Source organism: Mycobacterium shigaense (genome assembly GCF_002356315.1).
Lineage (GTDB): Bacteria > Actinomycetota > Actinomycetes > Mycobacteriales > Mycobacteriaceae > Mycobacterium > Mycobacterium shigaense.
Window position 1 is genome coordinate 4,758,169 of sequence record NZ_AP018164.1, and the last position, 23,790, is coordinate 4,781,958.

The 23,790-nt window shown below is 65.3% G+C and carries 23 protein-coding genes and 1 pseudogene; 10 read left to right on the forward strand and 14 right to left on the reverse strand.

What is annotated here, in order from left to right; all coding sequences use genetic code 11:
- Window positions 1–1,290 carry an acyltransferase family protein gene (locus MSG_RS22355; protein WP_096443116.1) on the reverse strand — a complete coding sequence of 430 codons (1,290 nt, stop codon included), beginning with the start codon at window positions 1,288–1,290 and terminating at the stop codon, window positions 1–3.
- An 81-nt stretch (window positions 1,291–1,371) separates the two neighbouring features.
- On the reverse strand, window positions 1,372–3,024 hold the full coding sequence (locus tag MSG_RS22360; protein ID WP_096443118.1) for an acyl-CoA synthetase: 1,653 nt from the start codon (window positions 3,022–3,024) through the stop codon (window positions 1,372–1,374).
- Between the two features lie 64 nt (window positions 3,025–3,088).
- Between MSG_RS22360 and MSG_RS22365 the strand changes: the two genes are divergently transcribed.
- Both MSG_RS22365 and MSG_RS22370 read left to right on the forward strand, forming a co-directional pair.
- Entirely contained in the window at window positions 3,089–3,901 is an 813-nt protein-coding gene (locus tag MSG_RS22365) for a crotonase/enoyl-CoA hydratase family protein (RefSeq protein ID WP_096443120.1), read from the forward strand.
- Between the two features lie 117 nt (window positions 3,902–4,018).
- A pseudogene (locus MSG_RS22370) lies at window positions 4,019–4,879 on the forward strand (hypothetical protein).
- A 33-nt stretch (window positions 4,880–4,912) separates the two neighbouring features.
- On the opposite strand, the gene MSG_RS22375 reads toward MSG_RS22370, so the two are convergent.
- From MSG_RS22375 to MSG_RS22385, 3 genes are read right to left on the reverse strand one after another with little or no spacing between them, the layout of a single operon-like run.
- Window positions 4,913–6,106 carry a cytochrome P450 gene (locus MSG_RS22375; protein ID WP_170063202.1) on the reverse strand — a complete coding sequence of 398 codons (1,194 nt, stop codon included), beginning with the start codon at window positions 6,104–6,106 and terminating at the stop codon, window positions 4,913–4,915.
- Between the two features lie 11 nt (window positions 6,107–6,117).
- Window positions 6,118–6,834 carry an acetoacetate decarboxylase family protein gene (locus tag MSG_RS22380; protein WP_096443124.1) on the reverse strand — a complete coding sequence of 239 codons (717 nt, stop codon included), beginning with the start codon at window positions 6,832–6,834 and terminating at the stop codon, window positions 6,118–6,120.
- A gap of 43 nt (window positions 6,835–6,877) precedes the next feature.
- A complete protein-coding gene (locus MSG_RS22385) occupies window positions 6,878–7,909 on the reverse strand; it encodes an LLM class F420-dependent oxidoreductase (protein WP_096443126.1) in 1,032 nt (343 codons plus the stop codon).
- An 81-nt stretch (window positions 7,910–7,990) separates the two neighbouring features.
- Here MSG_RS22385 and MSG_RS22390 point away from each other — a divergent pair, with 81 nt between their 5' ends.
- Genes MSG_RS22390 through MSG_RS22405 form a run of 4 tightly spaced genes read left to right on the forward strand, consistent with a single transcriptional unit; the run spans window position 7,991 to window position 11,656 of the window.
- On the forward strand, window positions 7,991–8,980 hold the full coding sequence (locus MSG_RS22390) for a Zn-ribbon domain-containing OB-fold protein (RefSeq protein ID WP_096443128.1): 990 nt from the start codon (window positions 7,991–7,993) through the stop codon (window positions 8,978–8,980).
- 14 nt (window positions 8,981–8,994) lie between these two features.
- Complete coding sequence (locus tag MSG_RS22395) at window positions 8,995–10,059, forward strand: thiolase domain-containing protein (RefSeq protein WP_096443130.1); 1,065 nt, start codon at window positions 8,995–8,997, stop codon at window positions 10,057–10,059.
- Window positions 10,059–11,252, forward strand: a complete 1,194-nt coding sequence (locus tag MSG_RS22400) for a thiolase domain-containing protein (protein WP_096443132.1) — start codon at window positions 10,059–10,061, stop codon at window positions 11,250–11,252. The genes MSG_RS22395 and MSG_RS22400 overlap by 1 nt, the downstream gene beginning before the upstream one ends.
- Window positions 11,249–11,656 (forward strand): nuclear transport factor 2 family protein, encoded by a 408-nt coding sequence (locus MSG_RS22405; RefSeq protein ID WP_096443133.1) that lies wholly within the window; start codon window positions 11,249–11,251, stop codon window positions 11,654–11,656. The genes MSG_RS22400 and MSG_RS22405 overlap by 4 nt, the downstream gene beginning before the upstream one ends.
- Here MSG_RS22405 and MSG_RS22410 read toward each other — a convergent pair.
- On the reverse strand, window positions 11,653–12,177 hold the full coding sequence (locus tag MSG_RS22410; RefSeq protein ID WP_096443135.1) for a gamma carbonic anhydrase family protein: 525 nt from the start codon (window positions 12,175–12,177) through the stop codon (window positions 11,653–11,655). The genes MSG_RS22405 and MSG_RS22410 overlap by 4 nt on opposite strands.
- A 124-nt stretch (window positions 12,178–12,301) precedes the next feature.
- Here MSG_RS22410 and MSG_RS22415 point away from each other — a divergent pair, with 124 nt between their 5' ends.
- Window positions 12,302–13,489, forward strand: a complete 1,188-nt coding sequence (locus MSG_RS22415) for a Rieske 2Fe-2S domain-containing protein (protein ID WP_096443137.1) — start codon at window positions 12,302–12,304, stop codon at window positions 13,487–13,489.
- A gap of 2 nt (window positions 13,490–13,491) precedes the next feature.
- Window positions 13,492–13,938, forward strand: coding sequence for a hypothetical protein (locus MSG_RS22420; RefSeq protein WP_096443138.1), 447 nt, complete (start codon window positions 13,492–13,494; stop codon window positions 13,936–13,938).
- 8 nt (window positions 13,939–13,946) lie between these two features.
- On the opposite strand, the gene MSG_RS22425 is transcribed toward MSG_RS22420, so the two are convergent.
- From MSG_RS22425 to MSG_RS22455, 7 genes are all read right to left on the reverse strand, one after another.
- The gene (locus MSG_RS22425) at window positions 13,947–15,092 is read right to left on the reverse strand and encodes a sulfotransferase family protein (protein WP_096443140.1); all 1,146 of its coding nucleotides are present in this window, start codon (window positions 15,090–15,092) and stop codon (window positions 13,947–13,949) included.
- The gene (locus MSG_RS22430; protein ID WP_096443142.1) at window positions 15,092–15,874 is read right to left on the reverse strand and encodes an SDR family oxidoreductase; all 783 of its coding nucleotides are present in this window, start codon (window positions 15,872–15,874) and stop codon (window positions 15,092–15,094) included. The genes MSG_RS22425 and MSG_RS22430 overlap by 1 nt, the downstream gene beginning before the upstream one ends.
- Window positions 15,871–16,998, reverse strand: a complete 1,128-nt coding sequence (locus MSG_RS22435; RefSeq protein WP_096443144.1) for a hypothetical protein — start codon at window positions 16,996–16,998, stop codon at window positions 15,871–15,873. Before MSG_RS22435 ends, MSG_RS22430 begins: the two co-directional genes overlap by 4 nt.
- An 88-nt stretch (window positions 16,999–17,086) precedes the next feature.
- A complete protein-coding gene (locus MSG_RS22440; protein ID WP_096444732.1) occupies window positions 17,087–17,386 on the reverse strand; it encodes a hypothetical protein in 300 nt (99 codons plus the stop codon).
- 46 nt (window positions 17,387–17,432) lie between these two features.
- On the reverse strand, window positions 17,433–18,494 hold the full coding sequence (dmpG, locus tag MSG_RS22445; protein ID WP_096443146.1) for a 4-hydroxy-2-oxovalerate aldolase: 1,062 nt from the start codon (window positions 18,492–18,494) through the stop codon (window positions 17,433–17,435).
- A complete protein-coding gene (locus MSG_RS22450) occupies window positions 18,491–19,411 on the reverse strand; it encodes an acetaldehyde dehydrogenase (acetylating) (RefSeq protein ID WP_162899329.1) in 921 nt (306 codons plus the stop codon). The genes dmpG and MSG_RS22450 overlap by 4 nt, the downstream gene beginning before the upstream one ends.
- Before the next feature lie 51 nt (window positions 19,412–19,462).
- Entirely contained in the window at window positions 19,463–20,248 is a 786-nt protein-coding gene (locus tag MSG_RS22455; RefSeq protein WP_096443150.1) for a 2-keto-4-pentenoate hydratase, read from the reverse strand.
- 72 nt (window positions 20,249–20,320) lie between these two features.
- Between MSG_RS22455 and kstD the strand changes: the two genes are divergently transcribed.
- Both kstD and MSG_RS22465 read left to right on the forward strand, forming a co-directional pair.
- On the forward strand, window positions 20,321–22,003 hold the full coding sequence (kstD, locus tag MSG_RS22460) for a 3-oxosteroid 1-dehydrogenase (RefSeq protein WP_096444733.1): 1,683 nt from the start codon (window positions 20,321–20,323) through the stop codon (window positions 22,001–22,003).
- 1 nt (window position 22,004) lies between these two features.
- Window positions 22,005–22,865 (forward strand): MaoC/PaaZ C-terminal domain-containing protein, encoded by an 861-nt coding sequence (locus tag MSG_RS22465; protein ID WP_096443151.1) that lies wholly within the window; start codon window positions 22,005–22,007, stop codon window positions 22,863–22,865.
- Window positions 22,866–22,936: 71 nt separating this feature from the next.
- Here MSG_RS22465 and MSG_RS22470 read toward each other — a convergent pair whose 3' ends face one another.
- Window positions 22,937–23,776, reverse strand: coding sequence for a hypothetical protein (locus MSG_RS22470; protein ID WP_096443153.1), 840 nt, complete (start codon window positions 23,774–23,776; stop codon window positions 22,937–22,939).
- Window positions 23,777–23,790: the final 14 nt, after the last annotated feature.

Genomic DNA, 23,790 nt, shown 5'->3' on the forward strand with positions numbered 1-23,790 from the left:
TCACCGCGAGCCGGCCAGCGCCCGCGCGGACACCAGAGCCGACACCACCACGCCGACGCAGACCAAGCCGTCATCCTTGAGGCCCCACTTCACCAGGGCAAGCGTCGCCGCCCCGGCGACGCACAGCAGCACACCGACGACCGCGCCCCGGCGCGCCGAGGTGACGGCGCCGACGCCGTCCCAGCCGGCCAGCGGGTTGTTTTCCAGCGGTCGCAGCGCGACGAACAAGACCGGCACCGCGAAGACCATGACGAGCAGCTGCGCGATGCTGAGGTCCAGAAAATCGGGCTGACCCGGGTAACGCGGGTGCCCGAGATAGTCGAACACCAGGTGCAGGGCCAGCAGCGCGGGCATGTGCCAGAGGTACAAGGTCATGGCCCCGGAGTTGCCGACCGCGGCCCACCACCACACCCGCGGCCGCTGCGCCCAGCGGGCGATGGCCGGCGCGGCAAGGATCGCCAACGCGCTCAACATGATTGCGTGCCCGGCCAGCAACAGCGACGGCGGGCTGGTGTTGGACAGGTGGCGGTCTCCGGTGCCGACCATGCTCAATTCGTAAGGACCCCAACGCACCAACGCAACGTCGACGACGAACAGCGTCACGGCGGTGATGAGCGCGGTGCGCGCAGTGAGGAGTTGCCGACGGTAGGCGACGCCGAACATCGCGGGGATGAGCCATACCGCGAGGTTCAGGTAGCCCAGCGGCGCCGCGGCGTGCCAGTGCAGCCGCGCGGCGTCAACGACCGCGATGGCCCCATAGACGGCGAGTACGCCGACGGCCAGGCGACCCGGCGTGGTGATCCGGGAAAGGGCCGGCATCGCGGCGAGCACCAGCACGTAGGCTCCCAAAAACCACAGCAGCTGAACGCTGACACCCGCGACGGGCTCGTAGATATGTTGCGGCAGAAGCGGATACAGCGCGGTCAACCCGAATGCCCAGAACGCAAGGTAGTAGAACACCGGGCGGAAGAGCCGCGTGCAGCGGTTCATCAACCAGCCGCCCCAGTTGGCGCCCGGGCGCCAGGATGACACACAGGCCGCGGCGCCCGCGAAGAAGAACAGCGGCATGATCTGCAGGAGCCAGGTCATGGCCCGGAAAATAGGGGAGACGGTGAGCAGATTTTCCCAGACGAGCACATGATTGCGGATGATGCTGATCGCCATCACCGTGTGACCGGTGACGACGCCGACGAGAGAAACGATGCGAATGACGTCGATGGCGCGGTCGCGATCAGCCGGAGTACTGGTGGCCAGTTCGGCCGGGCTGGGAATATCGATGCGGGTTGTCATGCACTCAGCATCGCCGAGCGGTGGGAGCGAATGCCCGCGCATTTCTACGCATCAAGCATGCGTAGTACTACTCAAGTTGCGTCAGGCCGAGACGTGCGCCGCATGCACGTCGTCGGCGGGCCGCGCCTCGGTCTGTTCCTTTGCCCAGCGGTAGTCGGGCTTGCCCGCCGGTGACCGCTTCACCTCGTCGACGAGCCAAAGGCTGCGCGGCACTTTGTATCCCGCGATCTCGGAGCGTACGAAGCGGTCCAACTCTGAGAGCGCCGGTCGGGTCCCCGGCCGTGCCTGCACCACCGCGGCAACGTGCTGGCCGTAGCGGGGGTCGGGCACGCCGACGACCAACGCGTCGAAGACGTCGGGGTGGCCCTTGAGGGCGGCCTCGACCTCCTCGGGGTAGATCTTCTCGCCGCCGCTGTTGATCGACACCGACCCGCGGCCGAGCATCGTGACGGTGCCGTCCTGCTCGACCGTTGCGTAGTCACCGGGGATCGCGTAGCGGACGCCATTGATGGTCTTGAAGGTTTCGGCGGTCTTCTTCTCGTCCTTGTAGTAGCCGACCGGGATGTTGCCCTTCTTGGCGATGAAGCCGCGCACGCCAGAGCCCGGCTGAACCTCGTTGCCGTCGTCGTCGAGAACGACGGTGCGGTGGTCGATCGTCACCCGGGGGCCGCCGCTGTGCGGCGCGTCCTTGGCGACCACGCTGGTGCCGCCGAACCCGGTCTCCGAGGACCCGATCGAGTCGGTGATGACCCGGTTGGGCAGCAGCTCGAGGAACTTCTCCTTGATGCTCGGCGAGAACAGCGCCGCGGTGGAGGCGAGCAGGAACAGCGACGACAGGTCGTACTCGTTCCCCGCCTCCTGGTGCGCCAGCAAGGCGTCGAGCAGTGGCCGCGCCATCGCGTCGCCGGTGAAGAACAGCAGGTTCACCTTGTGTTTGTGAATCGTCCGCCACACCTCGTCGGCATTGAATTCCGGTGCGAGAACAGTGGTTTGACCCGAGAAGATGGACATCCACGTGGCCGACTGGGTGGCGCCGTGGATCATCGGCGGGATCGGGTGGCGGACCATCGGCGGGTTGGCCGCCGCGCCCTTGGCCAGGTCGTACTCGTCGGAGATGAATTCACCCGTGGCGAAGTCGGTTCCGCCGAACAACACCCGGTAGATGTCCTCGTGGCGCCACATCACGCCCTTGGGAAAGCCCGTGGTGCCACCGGTGTACAGCAGGTAGATGTCGTCGGCGCTGCGCTCGCCGAAGTCGCGCTCCGGGGAGCTGTTGGCGATGGCGGAGTAGAACTCGACACCGCCGTAGCGCTGGTAGTCATTGTCGCTGCCGTCCTCGACGACCAGGATGGTCTTGACGTTCGGGGTGTCGGGCAGCACGTTGGCGACGCGGTCGGAGTACTGGCGCTCGTGGACCAGCGCCACCATGTCGGAGTTGTCGAACAGGTAGCGCAGTTCGCCCTCGACGTAGCGGTAGTTGACGTTGACCAGAATGGCGCCGGCCTTGACGATGCCCAGCATCGCTATCACGATCTCGATGCGGTTGCGGCAGTAGAGTCCGACCTTGTCGTCCTTCTTGACACCCTGCTCCAGCAGGTAGTGCGCCAGGCGGTTGGCCTTCTCCTCCAGTTGCGCGTAGGTCAGCTGCTCATCGCCGCAGATGAGGGCGACACGGTCGGGCACAGCGTCGATAGCGTGCTCTGCGAGGTCGGCAATATTCAGGGCCACGGCCACCAAACTAGAACGTGTTACATTTCTTGACAAGCTCATCCCCAATGTCGAGTGAGAGGCGGTACCCGTGGCCGAGGCGTCAGCAAACGAGCAAGCCGGCCCCGACGCGCTAGTCGAGCAGCGCGGCCACACCCTGATCGTCACCCTGAACCGGCCTCACCGGCGCAACGCTCTGAGCACGGAAATGATGGAAATCATGGTCCAGGCCTGGGACCGCGTCGACAACGATCCCGACATCCGGGTCTGCATTCTGACCGGGGCGGGTGGCTACTTCTGCGCGGGCATGGACCTCAAGACAGCAACCCAGAAGCCCCCGGGCGATTCTTTCAAGGACGGCAGCTACGACCCGTCGCGCATCGATGCGCTGCTCAAGGGCCGCCGGCTGAAAAAGCCGCTGATCGCCGCCGTCGAGGGCCCGGCCATCGCGGGCGGCACCGAGATCCTGCAGGGCACCGACATCCGGGTGGCCGGCGAGAGCGCCAAGTTCGGCATCTCCGAGGCCAAGTGGAGCCTGTATCCGATGGGCGGGTCCGCCGTGCGGCTGGTGCGCCAGATTCCCTACACCGTGGCTTGCGACCTGCTGCTCACCGGACGCCACATCACCGCCGCCGAGGCCAAGGACATAGGCCTGATCGGCCACGTCGTGCCCGACGGTCAGGCGCTGACCAAAGCACTGGAAATCGCAGAGGTGATCGAGAACAACGGGCCCCTGGCCGTACAGGCGATCCTCAAGACGATCCGCGAGACCGAAGGAATGCACGAGGAGGAAGCCTTCAAGCCCGACACCGCCAACGGCATTCCGGTGTTCCTCTCCCAGGACTCCAAGGAAGGGCCGCGGGCGTTCGCCGAAAAGCGCAAGCCCCACTTCCAGAACAAGTAATCCCCTTCGCGCCGAACGCGTAATCCCTGCGAATTTTCGGCCGATTTCTCGCGCTGAGTGCACGCTCGGTGTGCGCCTCAATGCCCGTGTCAGTGCCACGGGCGACACTCCCCCACCATGGGACCATTCATTGGAAGTGAGGCCGTTGCATCCGGCAGCGTGACACCGCACGCGCTGCGCAGCCGTTTCGTCGCCATCCACCCCGCCGTCTATCTGCCGGCCGGCACCGAGCTCACCGCTCGGCTCCGCGCCCACGCCGCATGACTATGGTCGCGGCGCCGCGGCATCGTGGCCGGAAACTGCGCGGCCGCACTGCAAGGCGCCAAGTGGGTTGACGATCGCGCATCCGCGGAGTTGCTCTACGACTATCGCCGCCCGCCAAGTGGCATCAGTACGTGGTCGGATCTGGTCGCTGAGGACGAGATGACACTCATCGCCGGCACTACGGTAACGAGGCCGGCGCGGACCGCGCTCGACCTCGCATGCCGCTATCCCGTCGTCAAGGCGGTCGCGGCCATCGACGCACTCGCTCGCGCAACCGATCTCGAGGTGCTTAAGGTCGAGTTGCTGGGCGAGCGTTACCGAGGACGCCGCGGCATCAGGCGTGCCCGCCTCGCGTTATCCCTTGTCGACTCCGGAGCCGAATCACCCCGCGAGAGCTGGCTGCGGCTGCTGCTCATCGACGCCGGTCATCCGCGGCCGCGGACTCAAGTCCCCGTTTACGGCCAATACGGCGAACCGGTGGCGATGCTCGACATGGGCTGGGAGGACGTCAAAGTCGCCTTAGAGCACGAGGGCGATCATCACCGCACCGATCGACGACAATTCAACCGGGACATCGCCCGCTACGAAGCGCTGGCCGACCTCGACTGGATCGTCGTCCGCGTCACCGCGGAGGACACACGGGGCGGCATCCTGGCTCGGTTGGCCTCAGCCTGGGCCCGCCGAACGTGCACTCAGCGCGGCAGATCCGCGTGAATCTCGCAGTCAGTACACGCTCGGCGCAGCGGGTTAGTTGATTGGCGCGGTCGGGGTGAACGCCACCGGCATCTTCTCGAGGCCGGACACGAAGTTCGCCGGCCGCAGCGGCAGCGCGACGTCGCCCAGGGCCAGCCGCATGTCCGGCAGGCGTTGCAGCAACCGCGTCTGCATGATCGACAACTCCAAGCGGGCGAGCTGATTGCCCAGACAGAAGTGCGTACCGAAACCGAACGCGAGGTGGTTGTTCGGGTAGCGCTCGATGTTGAAGCTCTCCGGCTCGTCGAAGACCTTCTCGTCGAAGTTCGCCGACTCGAACAGCAGGATCATCTTCTCGCCCGCGTGCAACTGCGTGCCGTGGAAGTCGGTGTCGGCGGTGATCGTGCGCGCCATGTTCTTCACCGGCGCGGTCCAGCGCAGCATCTCTTCAATTGCGTTGGGTAGCAAGCTCAGATCGCTCACCAGGCGCTGGTGCTGGTGGGGGTGCAGCAGCAGCTGACGGGTTCCGCCGGACAGCGTGTGGCGGGTGGTCTCGTCGCCGCCGATCAGCAGCAGCAGCACCTCGGTGACGATCTGGTGGTCCTCTAGGCGCGCCCCTTCGACCTCCGCGTGCACGAGAACGCTGACCAGGTCGTCGGTCGCCTGCTTTTTGCGTTCCTCGATCATGCTCATCATGTACTGGCTGTAGGTGGCGAAGGCCTCCATCGTCACCTGGACGTCCGCCTCGGCGGCGGTGCTGCTCAGGGAGCTGACCAGGTCGTCGGACCACTTGAGGAACATCGCGCGTTCCTCGGGGCGCACGCCGAGCATGTCGCCGATGACCGCCATCGGGAGCGGGGCGGCCAGGTCCCAGACGAAGTCGCACTCGCCGCGCTCGCACACCGCGTCGATCAGCGTGTCGCACAGCGAGGTGATCGAGGCCTCGAGGTTCTTCACCCGCTTGCGGGTGAACCCGTAATTGACGAGCTTGCGGCGCAACAGATGTTGCGGATCGTCCATCTCGATCATCATCTCGACGCCCGGCTGGTCAGGCCGGATGCCGCCGGCGTTGGAGAACAGCTCCGGGTTGCGCTCGGCGTCGATGACGGACTGATACGTCGAGGCCGCGGCCAGCCCGTTGCGGTCTCGGAAGACCGGCTCGTTCTCGCGCATCCACTTGTAGACGGGCCGGGAATCGCCTGCGTAGAAGGCGCCGTCGGTCAGGTCGACGTCGGGTTTGGTCTGCAGATCGGGAAGGGTCATGAGATCTCCTGGGCGTCGCCGAATGTCATCTGTACCTGGTCAGCCGAGCTGGAAACCATCGCACGCTTCGGCAGGCCCAGCGACGCAAGCTCTCTGGCGAAAGCGTGGTCGCCCAGCCGGACGCGGACCCCGCCGAGCCGCGTCCGCACCCCGTCCAGCGTGTGCTCGAAGGCGGTCTCGCGGGTGATGCCGTCGCGGTGGGAATAGCTGCGCTGCGCTTGGTGGCGCGGCGTCAGCCGAATCGGTAGGCCGCGCCGGAAGTCCATGCTGATCACCAGTTGCCCGTCTATCGCGCAGTCGAACCCGAACTCGCGGCCCTCGCGAATCGTGAAGTCCGCCATGAGTTTCGGGTAGCCCCAGATTTTGGTTCCGGCCTCCAGCGTGAAGGCCTGGTCGACGGGCAGGTGGTGGATGAAGGCGCCGGCCGAACCCAGGGCGCGTGGACCGGTGGCCGTCGAACCGGGCGGGTTGACCATGATGCTGGTGCCGAATTCGTAGTACTGGCCGAGGTCGCCGTCGATGTAGTGCATCAGCATCAAGACCGCGATCGCGCGGCCGGGCAGGTACCGGCAGACCTGCAAGCCGCTGTAGTCGATCAGGTGCTGGGCGACGTCGGCGTCCACCGAGAACATCGCCATGTGCTGGTTCGCCTGACGGATCCGCACCGGCATGGTGAGAACGGCCCCCGCGATGGTGTGCTGCGACACGGTCATCCGGTCAATCTAGAACGCGTTCTAGACAAGTGGCAAGAACCGTCTAGACAAGGGTGGCGAGCTCGCGGACCTGCTCGGTGTTGCGGCCAGACACCACCATCATGGTGACGCCGGCGGCCTCCCATGCCTTGATCTGCTTACGGACGTAGTCGAGATCGCCGACGATCGCGGCGTCGTCGATGACCTCATCGGGGATGATCTCGGCCGCCTTGTCCTTCTGGTTGCTGCGGAACAACTTGGTGACGTCGTCGACCACTTCGGAGTAACCCATCCGGCGGTAGACGTCGGCGTGGAAGTTGGTGTCCTCGGCGCCCATCCCGCCCATGTACAGCGCGATGTAGGGCTTCATGGCAGCGAACGCGGCGGGACGGTCCTCGGTGATGACGATGTTGGCCGTCGCGCAGATCTCGAAATCATCGCGGCTGCGCCGCGCGCCGGGGCGGGCGAAACCCTCGTCGAGCCACTCGTTGTAGGTGTCGGCCATCCGCGGCGTGTAGAAAATGGGCAGCCAGCCGTCGCAGAGCTCGGCGGCCAGCGCGACGTTCTTGGGGCCCTCGGCGCCCAGCATGATCGGGATGTCGGCGCGCAGCGGATGCGTGATCGGCTTGAGCGGCTTGCCCAATCCCGTCGTACCCTCGCCCGTCAGCGGCAGCGGGTAGTGCGGGCCGTCGCTGGTCACCGGCTTCTCACGCGCCCACACCTGCCGCAGGACGTCGATGTATTCGCGGGTCCGGGCCAGCGGCTTGGGGAACCTCTGGCCGTACCAGCCCTCCACCACCTGGGGCCCGGACACCCCGAGGCCGAGGATGTGCCGGCCGCCCGACAGGTGATCCAGCGTCAGCGCGGCCATCGCGCACGCGGTCGGAGTGCGCGCGGACAGCTGCACGACCGACGTGCCCAGCCGCACCCGCTGCGTCGACGAACCCAGCCAGGCCAGCGGTGTGTAGGCATCCGATCCCCACGCCTCGGCGGTGAATACGGCGTCGAATCCGGTTGCCTCGGCCGCGGCGACAAGCTCCGCGTGGTTCTCCGGCGGCTGAGCGCCCCAGTATCCGAGTTGCAAACCCAGCTTCATTTCTCCGCCTTTCCCGGCCAGAACGGACCCGACCACAACCCGATATTGAAACGGTTCTTAGAACCTGTTCTACTCGATGTCGTGACAGCCACTTCGAGCGGCCCGACCACTATCGATCACTCTGAGCCGCCTCTCTCAGCGCCGTTAACCCTGGCGTTCGACTACACCCGTTCAGTCGGTCCCACGCTGGGCAAGTTCTTCACCGCCCTGCGTGAGCGCCGCGTCCTGGGGGTGCGCGGATCGGATGGCCGGGTGCATGTGCCACCCGCGGAATACGACCCGGTTACCTACGAACCGCTGGGCGAGATGGTACCGGTGTCGGCGGTCGGCACCGTCGTTTCCTGGACCTGGCAGCCCGAGCCGTTGGGCGGCGAGCCGCTCGACCGGCCGTTCGCGTGGGCGCTGATCAAGCTCGACGACGCCGACACTCCGCTGATCCACGTCGTCGACGCCGGCGAACCCGACAAGATCAAGACCGGCGCGCGGGTGCATGTGCACTGGGCCGACGAGACGATCGGAGCCATCACCGACATCGCGTATTTCGCACTCGGCGAGGACGCCGAGCCCGAGGGTCCGCCAAGCGACCAGGACCCCGTCACGATGATCGTCACCCCGGTCTCGCTGACGATCCAGCACACCGCCTCGCATGAAGAGAGCGCCTATTTGCGGGCCATCGCCGAAGGCAAGCTGCTGGGCGCCAAGACGGGCAAGACCGGCAAGGTCTACTTCCCGCCGCATGGCGCCGACCCGGCCACCGGCCAGCCGACGACCGAATTCGTCGAATTGCCCGACAAGGGCACGGTGACGACGTTCGCGATCATCAACATCCCATTCCAGGGGCAGCGCATCAAGCCGCCCTATGTGGCGGCCTACGTGCTGCTCGACGGCGCCGACATCCCGTTCCTGCATCTTGTCGCCGACATCGACGCGCACGAGGTGCGGATGGGCATGCGCGTGGAAGCCGTGTGGAAACCCCGCGAGGAGTGGGGTTTTGGCATCGACAACATCGAGTACTTCCGGCCGACCGGTGAGCCGGACGCCGAGTACGACACCTACCGCCACCACCTGTAAAGGCCTATCTGCACATGAGCGAACGCAATGTTGCGGTCGTCGGCTTTGCCCACGCCCCGCATGTCCGCCACACCGACGGCACCACCAACGGCGTCGAGATGTTGATCCCGTGCTTTGGCCAGCTGTACGAGGAGCTGGGCATCTCCAGGACCGACATCGGCTTCTGGTGTTCAGGATCCTCCGATTACCTTGCCGGACGTGCATTTTCGTTTATTTCGGCAATCGACTCGATCGGGGCCGTTCCGCCGATCAACGAGTCGCACGTCGAAATGGACGCCGCCTGGGCGCTTTACGAGGCCTACATCAAGATCCTGACCGGTGAGGTCGACACCGCGCTGGTCTACGGCTTCGGCAAGTCGTCGGCCGGCATCCTGCGGCAGGTGCTGTCGCGCCAGACCGACCCGTACACCGTCGCGCCGCTGTGGCCGGACTCGGTGTCGCTGGCCGGCCTGCAAGCCCGCATCGGGCTGGACAGCGGCAAGTGGTCGGTCCAGCAGATGGCCCAGGTCGCCCTCGACTCGTTCGCCCAGTCCGGGCGCAACGACTCGGTGAAGCCGGCCAAGAGCATCGACGAACTGCTGGAACGGCCGTTCTTCGCCGATCCGCTGCGCCGCCACGACATCGCACCGATCACCGACGGGGCGGCCGCGATCGTGCTCGCTGCCGACGACCGGGCTCGCGAGTTGCGCGAAAACCCAGCCTGGATAACCGGAATCGAGCACCGCATCGAAACCCCCGTGCTCGGCGCGCGTGACCTCACCGTGTCGTCGTCGACCGCGGCTTCGGCCAAGGCGGCCACCGGCGGCAGCACCGGAGGCATCGAGGTGGCCGAGATTCACGCGCCCTTCAGCCACCAGCACCTGATCCTCGCGGAGGCGATCGGGCTTCCGGGGTCGACGAAGGTGAATCCGTCCGGCGGTGCGCTGGCGGCCAACCCAATGTTCGTCGCCGGTTTGGAGCGGATCGGGCTGGCGTCACAACACATCTGGAACGGGTCAGCGCAGCGGGTACTCGCGCATGCCACCAGCGGGCCTGCGCTGCAACAGAACCTGGTCGCGGTCCTGGAAGGGAAGAACTGATGGCCGGCGCGGGAGCACACCTTGCCGCGGTACTGGGTACCGGGCAGACCAAGTACGTAGCCAAGCGCAAGGACGTTTCGATGAACGGCCTGGTGCGCGAGGCGATCGACCGCGCACTGGAGGATTCCGGTAGCACGTTCGACGACATCGATGCGGTCGTAGTCGGCAAGGCACCGGACTTCTTCGAGGGCGTCATGATGCCTGAGCTGTTCATGGCCGACGCCATGGGCGCCACCGGTAAGCCGCTGATCCGGGTGCACACCGCGGGTTCGGTCGGCGGTTCCACCGCGGTGGTGGCGGCCAGCCTGGTCCAGTCCGGCAAGTACCGCCGCGTGCTGGCGATGGCGTGGGAGAAGCAGTCGGAATCAAATGCCATGTGGGCGTTGTCGATTCCGATCCCGTTCATCAAGCCCGTCGGCGCGGGCGCCGGCGGCTATTTCGCCCCGCACGTGCGGTCCTACATCCGTCGCTCGGGCGCACCATTGAACATCGGCGCCATCGTCGCGGTCAAGGACCGGCTCAACGGGGCCCGCAATCCGCTGGCTCACCTGCACCAGCCGGACATCACCGTGGAAAAGGTGATGGAGTCACCCATGCTGTGGGACCCGATCCGCTACGACGAAACATGCCCGTCGTCCGACGGCGCGGCCGCAGTCGTGATCGGCAACGAGGAGATCGCCGATGCTCTAGTGGCGCAAGGACATCCGGTGGCGTGGATACACGCGACGGCGCTGCGCACCGAGCCGTTGCAATTCTCGGGTCGCGACCAGGTCAGCCCACAGGCCGGGCGCGACGCGGCCGCGGCGCTGTGGAAGGCCGCCGGCATCACGAGCCCGATCGACGAGATCGACGCGGCCGAGATCTACGTGCCATTCTCCTGGTTCGAACCAATGTGGTTGGAAAACCTAGGGTTTGCTCCCGAAGGCGAGGGCTGGAAGCTCACCGAAGCCGGCGAAACCAAGATCGGCGGACGGCTCCCGGTGAACCCCTCCGGTGGCGTGCTGTCGTCGAACCCGATCGGCGCTTCGGGCCTGATCCGCTTCGCGGAGTCGGCCATCCAGGTGATGGGCAAGGGTGGCGACCACCAGGTGCCTAACGCGCGAAAAGCCTTGGGGCACGCCTACGGCGGCGGCTCGCAGTACTACTCCATGTGGGTGGTCGGCGCCGACAAACCGGAAAAGGTGAACGCGTGACCACCCGTCTCGCGCACGAGGCCGGCCAGCGCTCCCGGGCGGCGGTCATCGCAAGGGACAAGGAGGCGTGGCTGGCGGTGTTCGCCGACGACGCTATCGTCGAGAACCCCATCGGGCCGTCGCCCTTCGACCCGGAGGGCAGAGGGCACCGCGGCCGCGACGCGATCTCGGCGTTCTGGGACAAGGCCATCGCCCCCACCACGAAGATCGAATTCTTCTTCCGCGACACCTACGAATGCGGCAACGAGGAAGCCAACGTCGGGCACATCCTCATCACGACGGGCGAGTATCAGACCACAGCCGAAGGCGTGTTCATCTACAAGGCCGATGACGAGGGCCAGATGCTCGCCCTGCGCGCGTATTGGGAAGTCGACCGCGCCTTGGCGAACACGGTGAAGGTCTAAAGCGGCTCCAGACCGACCAGGTGCCGCTGCGCCAGGTCGCGGTAGGCCTGCGGGTTCACGTTGACCCACATCTCGGCGCCCGTGCCGGCGATCGGGCCCTTGATCTGCGCCGGCGCCCCGACCACCAGGACTCCGGCCGGGATCTGGGTGCCGGCCGTCACCAGCGAGTGCGCGGCGACGAGGCTGCGCGCGCCGATCACCGCGCCATCGAGCACGGTGGCGTGGTTGGCGACCAACGCCTCGGGCCCGACGTGCACTCCGTGGATGACGCACATGTGGGCCACCGTGGCGCCCGGACCGATGTCGACGGGGATACCGGGCGGGGCATGCAGCACCGACCCGTCCTGGACGTTGGCGCCTTCGCGCACGACGATCGGCCCATAGTCGCCGCGCAGCACGGCGTTGAACCACACCGACGCGCCCGCCTCCACGGTGACGTCGCCGATCAGCGTCGCGGTCGGGGCCACGAACGCGGTCGGATCGATCCGCGGCGCGCGGCCCTCGAAAGCAAACAGTGGCATCGTCTAGATATACCGCAGCGTGAAGCACCCCCAGGACAACGCAGCTAGACCTGCTGTCGTTGCGCGGCCCCGCCCCAAAACTGTAACGTGTTCTAGTTAGAGGCTAGTTATTGGAGGTAATAGGTTGAGTACCGACACCAAAGCGGTCGGCATCCGGGAGATCGATCCCGGCGCCTTGCCGACCAGGTACGCCCGGGGCTGGCACTGCCTGGGCGTCGCGAAGGGCTTCCAGGACGGCAAGCCGCATTCGATCGAGGCGTTCGGGACCAAGTTGGTGGTTTTCGCCGACTCACAAGGCGACGTCAAGGTGCTCGACGGTTACTGCCGCCACATGGGCGGTGACCTGTCCATGGGCACCGTCAAGGGCGACGAGGTCGCCTGCCCGTTCCACGACTGGCGCTGGGGCGGCGACGGTCGCTGCAAGCTGGTGCCCTACGCCAAGCGCACACCCAAGACAGCCCGCACCCGGTCGTGGACCACCGACATCCGCGGCGGTCTGCTGTTCGTCTGGCACGACCACGAGAACAACCCGCCGGATCCTGCCGTGCGCATTCCCGATATCCCGCAGGCGCACAGTGACGAATGGACCGAGTGGCGGTGGAACAGCATCCTCATCGAGGGGTCGAACTGCCGCGACATCATCGACAACGTCACCGACATGGCGCACTTCTTCTACATCCACTTCGGGTTGCCGACGTACTTCAAGAACGTCTTCGAGGGCCACGTTGCCTCGCAGTACCTGCACAACGTCGGCCGGCCCGATGTGAACGACCTGGGCACCTCCTACGGCGAGGCGCACCTGGATTCCGAAGCGTCCTACTTCGGTCCGTCGTTCATGATCAACTGGCTGCACAACAGCTACGGCGGTTACAAGGCCGAATCGATTCTGATCAACTGCCACTACCCGGTGACCCAGAACTCGTTTGTGCTGCAATGGGGCGTGATCGTCGAAAAGCCCAAGGGCATGGACGAGAAGATGACCGACAAACTGTCCAGGGTTTTCACCGAGGGCGTCAGCAAGGGCTTTCTGCAGGACGTCGAGATCTGGAGGCACAAGACCCGCATCGACAACCCGTTGCTGGTCGAGGAGGACGGCGCCGTGTACCAACTGCGCCGCTGGTATCAGCAGTTCTACGTCGACGTCGCCGACGTCGAGCCGGAGATGGTGGAGCGCTTCGAGATCGAGGTGGACACCACCCGCGCCAATGAGTACTGGAACGCCGAGGTCGAAGAGAATCTGAAGGCCAAGGATTCCGAATCCGAAGATGCCGAACCGGTTTCCGGCGACGTCCCGGCTGAACAACACTCGTAGTCATGCCCGACGATCGGCCGGACGTTCCCGACGTCGATCGGCTCGCCCGCTCGATGCTGGCGCTGCATGGTGATCATCACGATCACGATGAGCCGCCCGCACCCAACGGCGGCTCCGGAATGTGGTCGAAGTCAAGGGATTTCAGCAACGATCCGCAGCGCGCCGCGGCGGTGGCCGAAGCCAGCCGCGCCGACCGCGAACGCTACCTGACGTCGGGGCTACTCCCGGTGGATTGCCGGTTCTGCCACGCCACGGTGACCGTGCGGAGGCTCGGCCCGGGACACACTGCGGTGCAATGGAATACCGACGCCTGGCAGCGCTGCGCGCACTTCACCGAGGTCCGTGAGGCGGGCGGGGACACCGCGCGCGTCAAGTCCTGCCCGCGCCTGTCCGACAGCATCGAACATGCGGTCGCGGAGGGCTATCTGGAGCGTCCGGAAGACGGCTGACCCGCCGCTCACAGCCCGGCGAATCGCTCCTTGACCTCTTCCGCGGTGAGTCCGTAGTCGGCCAGCGAATACTTGTGCTTCGGGGCCCGGGCGCCAGTCTGACTCTCGGCGTGGCTGTCCTCCATGGCCTTTCGCGCCTCATCGGTCAACGTCATGCCGAAATGCCGGTACACGTTGGCGACCGTTCCCAGCGGATCGTCGATCAGGTCGCGATAATCGACGTCATAGAACTGATCCGGATCGTACTTGGCGCGTGCGGTGTTGAACTGCTGCAGGCCGCGCGACCAGGTTTCCATTGCGTCGGCACCGATCTCGGCGCCCGAGAAGATAGTCGACCACCCCTCGGCGGTGTGCTGCGCCAGCGAACACATCGACGCCATGATCGTCTCGACCGGCCGATGGGTCTGGATCACCAACGCGTCGGGGTAGGTTGCCATCAAGGCGTCCAGGGCGAACAGGTGGCTGGGATTCTTGAGCACCCAACGCTTTTCGGCATCGTTGAGCCCGATCAGCTGCAGGTTGCGCCGGTGCCGCTGATAGGACGGCGTCCAGTCCTGCTGAGAGAGCCACTTCGAGTACGTCGGCAGATGCGACAGCGTCTCATACGACACCGAATGCAGCGACTGCCGCAGCAGCTGCCAGCACTCCTCCAGCTCGTAGGCGGCCATGAAATGCAGCCCGGTGTACTCCGGGTTCTCCGCGTGCGCCTTGTCGAACTGCGCGTTCAGCTGGCTGTACCACGGATTCGAGTCCCAGGTGTCGCGCGGCGGCCGCGGCTGCGGGAACTCGGCCAGCCACAGGTGCAGGCCCTGATGGACCGGGTCCGCGCCCAGCAGGCGGTGCAGGATCGTGGTGCCGGTGCGCGGCAGCCCGGTGACGAAAATCGGCCGCTCGATCGCGACGTCGGCGTGCTGCGGGTATTGCTTCCAGGCAGACTCGGAGAACAGCCTGGCGACCAGCGCGCCGCGCAAAAAGAACCGATTCATCTTGCTGCCCAACGGAGTCAGGCCCGCGTCGCGCCGGTAGGACTCCAGCAGCACCCCCAGCGCCTCGCGGTAGTTGTCGTCGTCGACGCCGAAGTCGTCGAGCCCGACCAGCTTGGTGGCCGATGCGTGCAAGTCCTCGACGGTTCCGACGTCTGTGCGCTGCGCCATTAGGTGTGGTACTCCCCGCAGTTGACGTCCAGGGTCTGCCCGGTGATACCACTGGACAGGTCGCTGGCCATGAAGAGAATCGCCGAGGCCACCTCGTCCTCGGTGGGCAACCGCTTCAGGTCGGAGCCGGCCGCGGTGGCCGCGTAGATCTGCTCGGCTGTGGTGCCGTACTTACCGGCCTGATGGTTGAAGTAGCCCTGCAGCGTCTCGCCCCAGATATACCCCGGAGCAACGGAATTGACCCGGATACCTTGCTCTCCCAGTTCGGTGGCCAGCGAATGCGACATGGACAGCAGCGCAGATTTGGCCATCTTGTAGGCGCCGTACTTCGCCTGCGAGTGCCTCAGCACCATGGAGTTGACGTTGACAATGGAGCCCTTTACGGCGGCCAGCGCCGGCGTGAAGCCCTGGATTAGCCGCAGCGCGCCGAGCGCACTGAGTTCGATCGCATCGCGGATATGCTGAAAGCTGGTTCCCGAGAAAGGTTTCAACGACGGCACCCGGAAGGCGTTGTTGATCAGCACGTCGACCTTGCCGTAGGCCTCCAGCGTCGCATCGACGAGGTTGCTCACCTGGTCGTCTTCGGTGATGTCGGTGCGCACCGTCGTCGCGCGGCCGCCGAGGTCGGCAATCTGCTTAGCGACGTCGTCGAGACGCTCCGGGGTGCGGGCGGCCAGCACCAGGTCGGCACCCTCTCGCGTGCATCGGTGGGCCAGCGTCGTGCCGAGACCGGGGCCGACGCCGCTGATCACCACTACCTTGCCGTCGAGCAACTTCGTCATCCCAGCATCCTTGCCTGAATTTGTTTGTGACGCAGCGCAATTCGGGCGCGCCAGTCGTCATCGGAGATTTTGTTGTGTTCGAAGTAGGGCAACGTGGCCGCTACCTTGTCGATGTCGACGAGCTCGGCGGTCGGACCATCGGCCTCGCTGAGCTCACGCGACACCCGTTGCCAACGGAACTGCAGGAACCCGCGCCGATGACCGAGTGTCTCGACCCAGTTGGTCACTCCCGGGCTCTGGTCGGCAACCACTATGCGCACCTTGCCGTCGGGATCCGCTTGCGCCTGAGTGTTGTTCAGCGAGGTCTGGTGGTTGATGTAGTCCAACGAGATGTACCACAGGCTGCCCAACTGGAAGCCGAGATAGGGCGCGTCAGAAACCGGGATGGTGATCACCAACGCTTGATCCGACCGCAGGTCGAAGTGCCCGACCGACGAGTACTGCGTGGCCAGCCCGCCCGGGGTCAGCCGCGGCGCCGTCAGCGTGTTGACCGGAAGGTCGAGATAGAACCACTGCGGGAATTGCAGCCAGGTTTTCACCCGCTGAACAAGCTGCTTCCCCGCTGTGGCGTAACGCTTTTCGATGAGCGCGCGTGTCAACGGCGGCGGCGCGGTGCCCGCGGTGTCGGTTCGCGCGATCGCCAGCGTGCCGCGCTGCGCCGCCCAGTCACCGTAGACCTCGCGGATCACCAACTGCCCGGGACTGGCCGGCGTCACCCGCCACTCGAAGCTGCCGTCGGGCGCGATCTCGAGTTCCCGGTCGTCGAACGCGGCCTGACTGACCGGCACGAAGTCGTCGGTGTACTCGCCGCCGAGCAGCTGGAAGCTCAGGTCGGTGGTGGTGCCGCGCCGGCCGGTGACGACGTACTCGCGGTTGGCGTGCACGCGAGTACCGAAGTACAGGGTGTCGGGGTTGTCCAGGCCCATCTTGGTGAACGGGCCGGTACCCGACTGCAGGAAGGGATGATCGCGGTCGTAGTCGACGGCCAAGTGGATGCAGCCCGAGATGCAGCCGGCTAAGTACTGCAGTCCTTCGAGCAGGTCGGCTTCGGTCTCGATGAACGGCGCGGTGGCCACCAATTGCTCGGCCTCGGCGATGGCGGCGGTGAGAGGATCAGAGAACACGCCTAGACGCTAGAACGTGTTCTACTTTTTCGTCAATGGCGAACGTTCCCGCGCGTCGTCCGCGGCGTTTACCAACGAGGCCCGCTCGCTAAGGCGCGCACTGCTGCGACAGGTCGATCAGATGCTGCCGCACATCGGGATGCCGATTCAGGTAATCGATGGCGTTGGGCCCGTCGCCCTCCGCCTGGGACCTGGCCTGCAGCTGCTGATGCAGGTCAGGGTGCCGCTGTAGGTATGTGTTAACGGAGTCCCCGACGGTCTTATTGCAGGGCGCCGCGCTCGCCACGGGCAGCGCGATCACCGTCGCGGCGGTCGCGGCGAGTAACCCCCCGGCGAGCAGGCCGTACAGGCCGCGAAGGCGGACGTCGCCTGTAGTGGATGTGCTCATACGCGCCACGCTACCCACGTAGTGTTTGTGGGGGCTGTGGTTGGGGTCAGTGTGCTTGTGCTGGGCTGTTTTCCTGCTCGTGTTTGATTTCCAGTGCGATGTCGATGAGCTGGTCTTCTTGGCCGCCGATCAACTTGCGCTGCCCGGCCCGGTGCAGCAGCTCATGAGCCGGCACACCGTAGCGCTGACCCTGGCGAACCGCATGCTTGAGGAAGCTCGAGTACACCCCGGAGTAACCCATGATGAGCGCGTTGCGGTCGAGCACACACTCAGCGGGCATGGCCGGGCGCACCACATCTTCGGCGGCATCGGCGATATCGAAGAAATCAATACCAGTCTTAACACCGATCTTGTCGAACACCCCGATCAAAGCCTCGACCGGCGCGTTACCCGCACCCGCCCCAAAACGGCGCACGCTGCCATCGATCTGCTTGGCACCCGCACGCACCGCCTCCACCGAATTGGCCACCCCCAACCCGAGGTTCTCATGCCCGTGGAACCCCACCTGCGCGTCCTCACCAAGCTCGGCCACCAACGCCGACACCCGATCAGCCACCCCGTCCAGCACCAAGGCCCCGGCCGAATCCACGACATACACACACTGGCAACCAGCATCAGCCATGATCCGGGCCTGAGCAGCCAGCTTCTCCGGGGCAATGGTGTGCGCCATCATCAAAAACCCGACAGTCTCCAAACCCAGCTCACGGGCCAACCCGAAATGCTGAATCGACACATCAGCCTCGGTGCAATGCGTCGCGATCCGACAAATCGACCCGCCGTTGTCCTGCGCCTCTTTGATATCTTCCTTAGTGCCCACGCCGGGCAACATCAAAAAAGCGATCTTGGCGTCTTTCGCCGTCTGCGCAGCCAGCTTGATCAACTCCTGCTCAGGAGTCTTAGAAAAACCGTAGTTGAACGACGACCCGCCCAACCCGTCACCATGAGTCACCTCGATCACCGGCACCCCCGCCGCATCCAACGCCGCCACGATCGCAGCCACCTCGTCGGCGCTGAACTGGTGACGCTTGTGATGGCTGCCATCACGCAACGACGTATCGGTCATCCGCACATCCCACACCGGGTCAAAGAAAATGCCGTCGATACTCATGCCTGCGCTCCCGGCGCCGTTGCCGACAAGGACTCTTTGGCGATCTCCTCGCCCACCTTGGTCGCCGCCGCGGTCATGATGTCCAGATTGCCGGCATACGGCGGCAAGTAATCCCCGGCGCCCTCCACCTCGACGAACGTCGTCACCACATGGTGACCACCATTAACCACCGACGGCTCATCGAACTGCGGCTCATTAAGCAACCGATACCCCGGCACATAACTCTGCACCTCAGCGACCACCTCCTTGATCGATCGCGTAATCGCGTCGCGGTCAGCATCCTCGGGAATCGCGCAAAAGATGGTGTCACGCATAATCATCGGCGGATCAGCCGGATTCAAAATAATGATCGCCTTACCGCGCCTAGCCCCACCGATGGTCTCCACACCCTTACTCGTCGTCTTGGTGAACTCATCGATATTGGCCCGCGTACCCGGACCCGCCGACACCGACGACACCGACGCCACGATCTCGGCATACGCCACCTCAACGGTCCTCGATACCGCGTAGACGATCGGGATCGTCGCCTGCCCACCGCAGGTGATCATATTGACATTGGGCGCATCCAAATGCTGACGCAGATTCGCCGGCGGAATCACCGCCGGACCCACCGCCGCCGGCGTCAAATCAATCGCCCGAATCCCCGCAGCCTCATACCTCGGCGCGGCATCCCGATGCACATAAGCACTCGTCGCCTCAAAAACCAGATCAGGCTTCTCGGACTGGGCCAACAACCACTCCACACCCTCATGCGTGGTCTCCAAACCCAACCTGCGCGCCCGCGCCAACCCCTCACTGGCTGGATCAATCCCCACCATCCAGCGCGGCTCCAACCACTCCGACCGCAACAACTTATACAACAGATCGGTACTAATATTCCCCGACCCGACAATAGCCACACTCGCCCTAGACGACACCATGCTCCTTTTTCGAAGCGTTAAATCAACTGATTCAAAAATAATCCGAGCCTATTCGAAGGACAACCGAACTGAACCGAGGCCTGCGAATTCGGCAACGAACTCATCGCCGGGGCGTGCATCTATCGCTCGGGTGCACGATCCGGGAAGAACGACGTCGCCTTTTCGCAGGCGGACGCCGAAGCTCTCCACCTTGCGGGCCAACCAGGCGACTGCGGTCACGGGATTGCCCAGCACCGCGTCGCTGCGGCCCTCGGCAATCACCTCACCATTGCGGGTCAGCACGGCGTCGATCGCCTTCACGTCGACGTCGGCCGGCGATACCCGCGCCTCACCCAACACGAATCCCGCCGAGGAGGCGTTGTCGGCGATGGTGTCGCACAGAGCGATCTTCCAGTCGGTGATCCTGGTGTCGATCAACTCGATGGACGGGACCAGCGCCTCGGTGGCCGCCAGCACGTCGTCCTCGGTGCAGCCGGACCCCGGCAGGTCCTCGGCCAAGATGAAACCCACCTCGACCTCCACCCGCGGGTACAGGTAGCGCTTCGTCTGCACCGGTACGTCCTCGAAGACCTGCATCTCGTCGAGCAGATGGCCGTAGTCCGGCTCGTCGACTCCCATCATCTGCTGCATCGCCTTGCTGGACAGGCCGACTTTGTGGCCCAGCACGCGGGCGCCCTCGGCGACCCGCTGGCGAATGTTGATCAGTTGGATCTCGTAGGCGTCGACGACGTCGATATCCGGATGAGCAGAGGTGAGCGGAGCCATCGGCTCACGGCTCCGTTCGGCCTGCGCCAACTCGGCTGCCAGCTCGTCGCGAGTCGCAACACTGAGCATTTACCGAAGTCCCCTCGTCCTTTTGACCGGGCCAGTAGCGCCCAGCCCGGGCAATTCTATAACGTGTTCTACATGACAGCGCAGGAGTATGACGTCGTCGTGGTCGGAAGCGGCGGAGCCGGGATGGTTGCTGCCCTTACCGCCGCGCACCGAGGCCTATCGACATTAGTCATAGAGAAGGCTCCGCATTTCGGCGGCTCCACTGCGCGGTCGGGCGGCGGCGTCTGGATTCCAAACAACGAGGTGCTCAAGCGCGACCGCGTGCGCGACACCGCCGAAGCGGCCCGCACATATCTGCACACGATCGTCGGCGACGTCGTCCCGCCGGAGCGCATCGACACCTACCTCGACCGCGGTCCAGAGATGCTGTCGTTCGTGCTTCGGAATACTCCGCTGAAGATGTGCTGGGTGCCGCGCTACTCCGACTACTACCCCGAGGCGCCGGGCGGTCGCGCGGCCGGTCGCTCAATCGAGCCCAAGCCGTTCAACGCCCGCAAGCTCGGTCAAGACGAAGCCGGACTCGAACCCGCGTATGGCAAGGTGCCACTGAACGTGGTTGTGATGCAGCAGGACTACGTGCGACTGAACATGCTGAAGCGGCACCCGCGGGGAGTGTTGCGCAGCCTGAAGGTCGGCGCCCGCACCATGTGGGCGAAGGCGACGGGTAAGAACCTCGTCGGCATGGGCCGGGCGCTGATCGGCCCGCTGCGCATCGGGTTACAGCAGGCTGGCGTTCCGGTCCAGCTGAACACTGCTTTGACAGATCTATACGTCGAAGACGGCGTAGTGTGCGGCGTGTACGTGCAGGACACTGGTGCGGCGGAACCGGCTGAGCCGCAACTGATCCGCGCGCGGCGCGGCGTGATACTGGCATCGGGCGGCTTCGAGCACAACGAGCAGATGCGGGTGAAGTATCAGCGCGCGCCCATCACCACCGAATGGACCGTCGGGGCCAAGGCCAACACGGGCGACGGTATCGTCGCGGGCGAAAAGCTAGGTGCCGCACTGGATTTGATGGAAGACGCCTGGTGGGGGCCGACGGTGCCGCTGGTCGGCGCGCCATGGTTCGCGCTATCGGAGCGCAACTCGCCGGGTTCGATCATCGTCAACATGTCCGGCAAGCGGTTCATGAACGAATCGATGCCCTACGTCGAAGCCTGCCATCACATGTACGGCGGCGAGTACGGTCAGGGACCCGGTCCGGGCGAGAACATACCCGCCTGGCTGGTGTTCGACCAGCAGTACCGCGACCGTTACATCTTCGCGGGATTACAGCCGGGACAACGCATCCCGCGCAAGTGGCTGGAATCCGGCGTCATCATCAAGGCGGACACCCTCGAGGAGCTTGCCACGCAAGCCGGCCTGCCCGTCGCGGAGTTCACCGCGACGGTGGCGCGATTCAACGGCTTTGCCCGCTCCGGCGTCGACGAGGACTACCACCGCGGCGAGAGCGCGTACGACAAGTACTACGGCGATCCCACCAACAAGCCCAATCCGAACCTCGGCGAGCTGGCGCACGCACCGTATTATGCCGCCAAGATGGTGCCCGGCGACCTCGGCACCAAGGGCGGCATCCGTACCGACGTGCACGGCCGGGCGCTGCGTGACGACGGCAGCATCATCGACGGCCTCTACGCCGCGGGTAACGTCAGCGCCCCGGTGATGGGACACACCTACCCCGGGCCGGGCGGCACCATCGGCCCGGCGATGACCTTCGGATACCTCGCCGCACTGCATATCGCAGGAGACAAGTGACATGCCGATCGACGTAGCAGTCGCCCTGGCCGCTGAGCTGGAACCGATCGAATTCTCTTGGTCGAGCAGCGATATCCAGCTCTACCACCTCGGACTGGGCGCCGGCGTGGACCCGCTGGACCCCCGCGAGTTGCGCTACCTGGTCGACGACACCCCGCAGGTCCTACCGACGTTCGGCAACGTCGCAGCGTCGTTTCACATGACCAAGCCGCCCACGGTGCAGTTTCCCGGCATCGACATCGAGCTCAGCAAGGTGCTGCACGCCAGCGAGCGCATCGAGGTGCCCGGGCCGCTGCCCCCGTCGGGTTCGGCCACGGCCGTCACACGGTTCACCGACATCTGGGACAAGGGCAAGGCCGCGGTGATTTGGAGCGAGACGACGGCCAGCGCGCCCGACGGCACGGTGCTGTGGACGCAGCGTCGGTCCATCTTCGCCCGCGGCGAGGGCGGCTTCGGCGGGAACCGTGGGCCTTCGTCTTCGGACGGGGCGCCGGTGCGCGCGCCCGACGTCGAGCTCGACGTGCCGATCCTGCCGCAGCAGGCACTGCTGTATCGCCTGTGTGGCGACCGCAATCCACTGCATTCCGATCCCGAATTCGCCGCTGCCGCAGGCTTTCCGAAGCCGATCCTGCATGGTCTGTGCACCTACGGCATGACCTGCAAGGCCATCACCGACGCGCTCCTGGATGGCGATGCCCGGGCGGTGGCCGCGTACGGCGCTCGGTTCGCGGGTGTCGCGTATCCCGGGGAGACGTTGCGCGTCAACGTCTGGAAAGAAGACGGCCGTTTCGTGGCCGGCGTGGTCGCGCCGTCGCGCGACAACGCCGTGGTGCTGTCCGGTGTCGAGCTGGTGCCAGCCTAGCCGTCTGCGCCTCCGCGGCGGCGGCGAACGTGACGCTACAGTCACGGTCGAACTCCGGCGTGACTGCATCGTCACACTCGGCGGGCGCGGGCCGCTCGGACTCGGCGAACAATGTCGGCCGGCCGATCGCCGGAGAGGACCCGGATCACGATCCAGCCCCTCTGTTGCAGCCTCTCCAATCGCCTGACATCCCAACCGAATTGGGAGCGATCGTTGCGGTGGTGGTCTCCGTCGTACTCGACGGCGACTTTGACGTCCTCCCAGCCCATATCCAGATACGCAAATGCGTTGCCGAATTCGTCGCGTACCGGAATTTGCGTTTGCGGCCGTGGCAGATGTCCTTGCATCAGAACGAGACGCAACCAGGTCTCTTTCGGTGACTGTGCGCCCGGGTCGACGAGGTCCAGCGATAGACGGGCACGCTGCAGGCCCCGACGTCCCCGGTATCGCGCCGTCAGCAGGTCAACGTCGGCCATCTTGAGGTCGGTCGCACGGGCCAGAGCATCGATTCCGGCCACCGCTGTCGTAGTCGGAAACCAGCAGGCTAGATCAACCGCCGTGCGAGCGGCGGTGGTCACCGGAACGCCGTCCAGCAGCTCATATTCATCACCATCAATCCGGTCGCCCCAGATCTGCAGACCCGGGAGCGAATGCCGGTTGTCGTGAATGAGATCAATTGGCCGCGCCGTGTCGACCCACTTACTGCCACGCACTGCTGCAGCTGAAAATCCGGCGATGACTCCACGGCGTCGAGACCAGAGCCATGCGGCTCGGGCCCGCAGCGCAGGAGTCAGCTCTATACCTTCGCCGACGTAGACATCCCTGAACACCCGCGTGAAGTGGCGCCTCAGCTGGCTGTGCGACACGGTGCCCGCCGCCACTGCCTCACTGCCTATGAATGGTTCCCCCATGGCGGCAGTGTGCC

What these genes read in the sequence shown, in the direction of transcription:
- MSG_RS22470 (WP_096443153.1), bottom strand. Translation starts at nt 23,776, where the DNA reads ATGGGGGAACCATTCATAGGCAGTGAGGCAGTGGCGGCGGGCACCGTG.
- MSG_RS22395 (WP_096443130.1), top strand. Translation starts at nt 8,995, where the DNA reads ATGAGCGAACGCAATGTTGCGGTCGTCGGCTTTGCCCACGCCCCGCAT.
- MSG_RS22380 (WP_096443124.1), bottom strand. Translation starts at nt 6,834, where the DNA reads ATGACCGTGTCGCAGCACACCATCGCGGGGGCCGTTCTCACCATGCCG.
- kstD (WP_096444733.1), top strand. Translation starts at nt 20,321, where the DNA reads ATGACAGCGCAGGAGTATGACGTCGTCGTGGTCGGAAGCGGCGGAGCC.
- MSG_RS22420 (WP_096443138.1), top strand. Translation starts at nt 13,492, where the DNA reads ATGCCCGACGATCGGCCGGACGTTCCCGACGTCGATCGGCTCGCCCGC.
- MSG_RS22410 (WP_096443135.1), bottom strand. Translation starts at nt 12,177, where the DNA reads ATGCCACTGTTTGCTTTCGAGGGCCGCGCGCCGCGGATCGATCCGACC.
- MSG_RS22440 (WP_096444732.1), bottom strand. Translation starts at nt 17,386, where the DNA reads ATGAGCACATCCACTACAGGCGACGTCCGCCTTCGCGGCCTGTACGGC.
- MSG_RS22385 (WP_096443126.1), bottom strand. Translation starts at nt 7,909, where the DNA reads ATGAAGCTGGGTTTGCAACTCGGATACTGGGGCGCTCAGCCGCCGGAG.
- MSG_RS22465 (WP_096443151.1), top strand. Translation starts at nt 22,005, where the DNA reads ATGCCGATCGACGTAGCAGTCGCCCTGGCCGCTGAGCTGGAACCGATC.
- MSG_RS22430 (WP_096443142.1), bottom strand. Translation starts at nt 15,874, where the DNA reads ATGACGAAGTTGCTCGACGGCAAGGTAGTGGTGATCAGCGGCGTCGGC.
- MSG_RS22455 (WP_096443150.1), bottom strand. Translation starts at nt 20,248, where the DNA reads ATGCTCAGTGTTGCGACTCGCGACGAGCTGGCAGCCGAGTTGGCGCAG.
- MSG_RS22400 (WP_096443132.1), top strand. Translation starts at nt 10,059, where the DNA reads ATGGCCGGCGCGGGAGCACACCTTGCCGCGGTACTGGGTACCGGGCAG.
- MSG_RS22355 (WP_096443116.1), bottom strand. Translation starts at nt 1,290, where the DNA reads ATGACAACCCGCATCGATATTCCCAGCCCGGCCGAACTGGCCACCAGT.
- dmpG (WP_096443146.1), bottom strand. Translation starts at nt 18,494, where the DNA reads ATGAGTATCGACGGCATTTTCTTTGACCCGGTGTGGGATGTGCGGATG.
- MSG_RS22425 (WP_096443140.1), bottom strand. Translation starts at nt 15,092, where the DNA reads ATGGCGCAGCGCACAGACGTCGGAACCGTCGAGGACTTGCACGCATCG.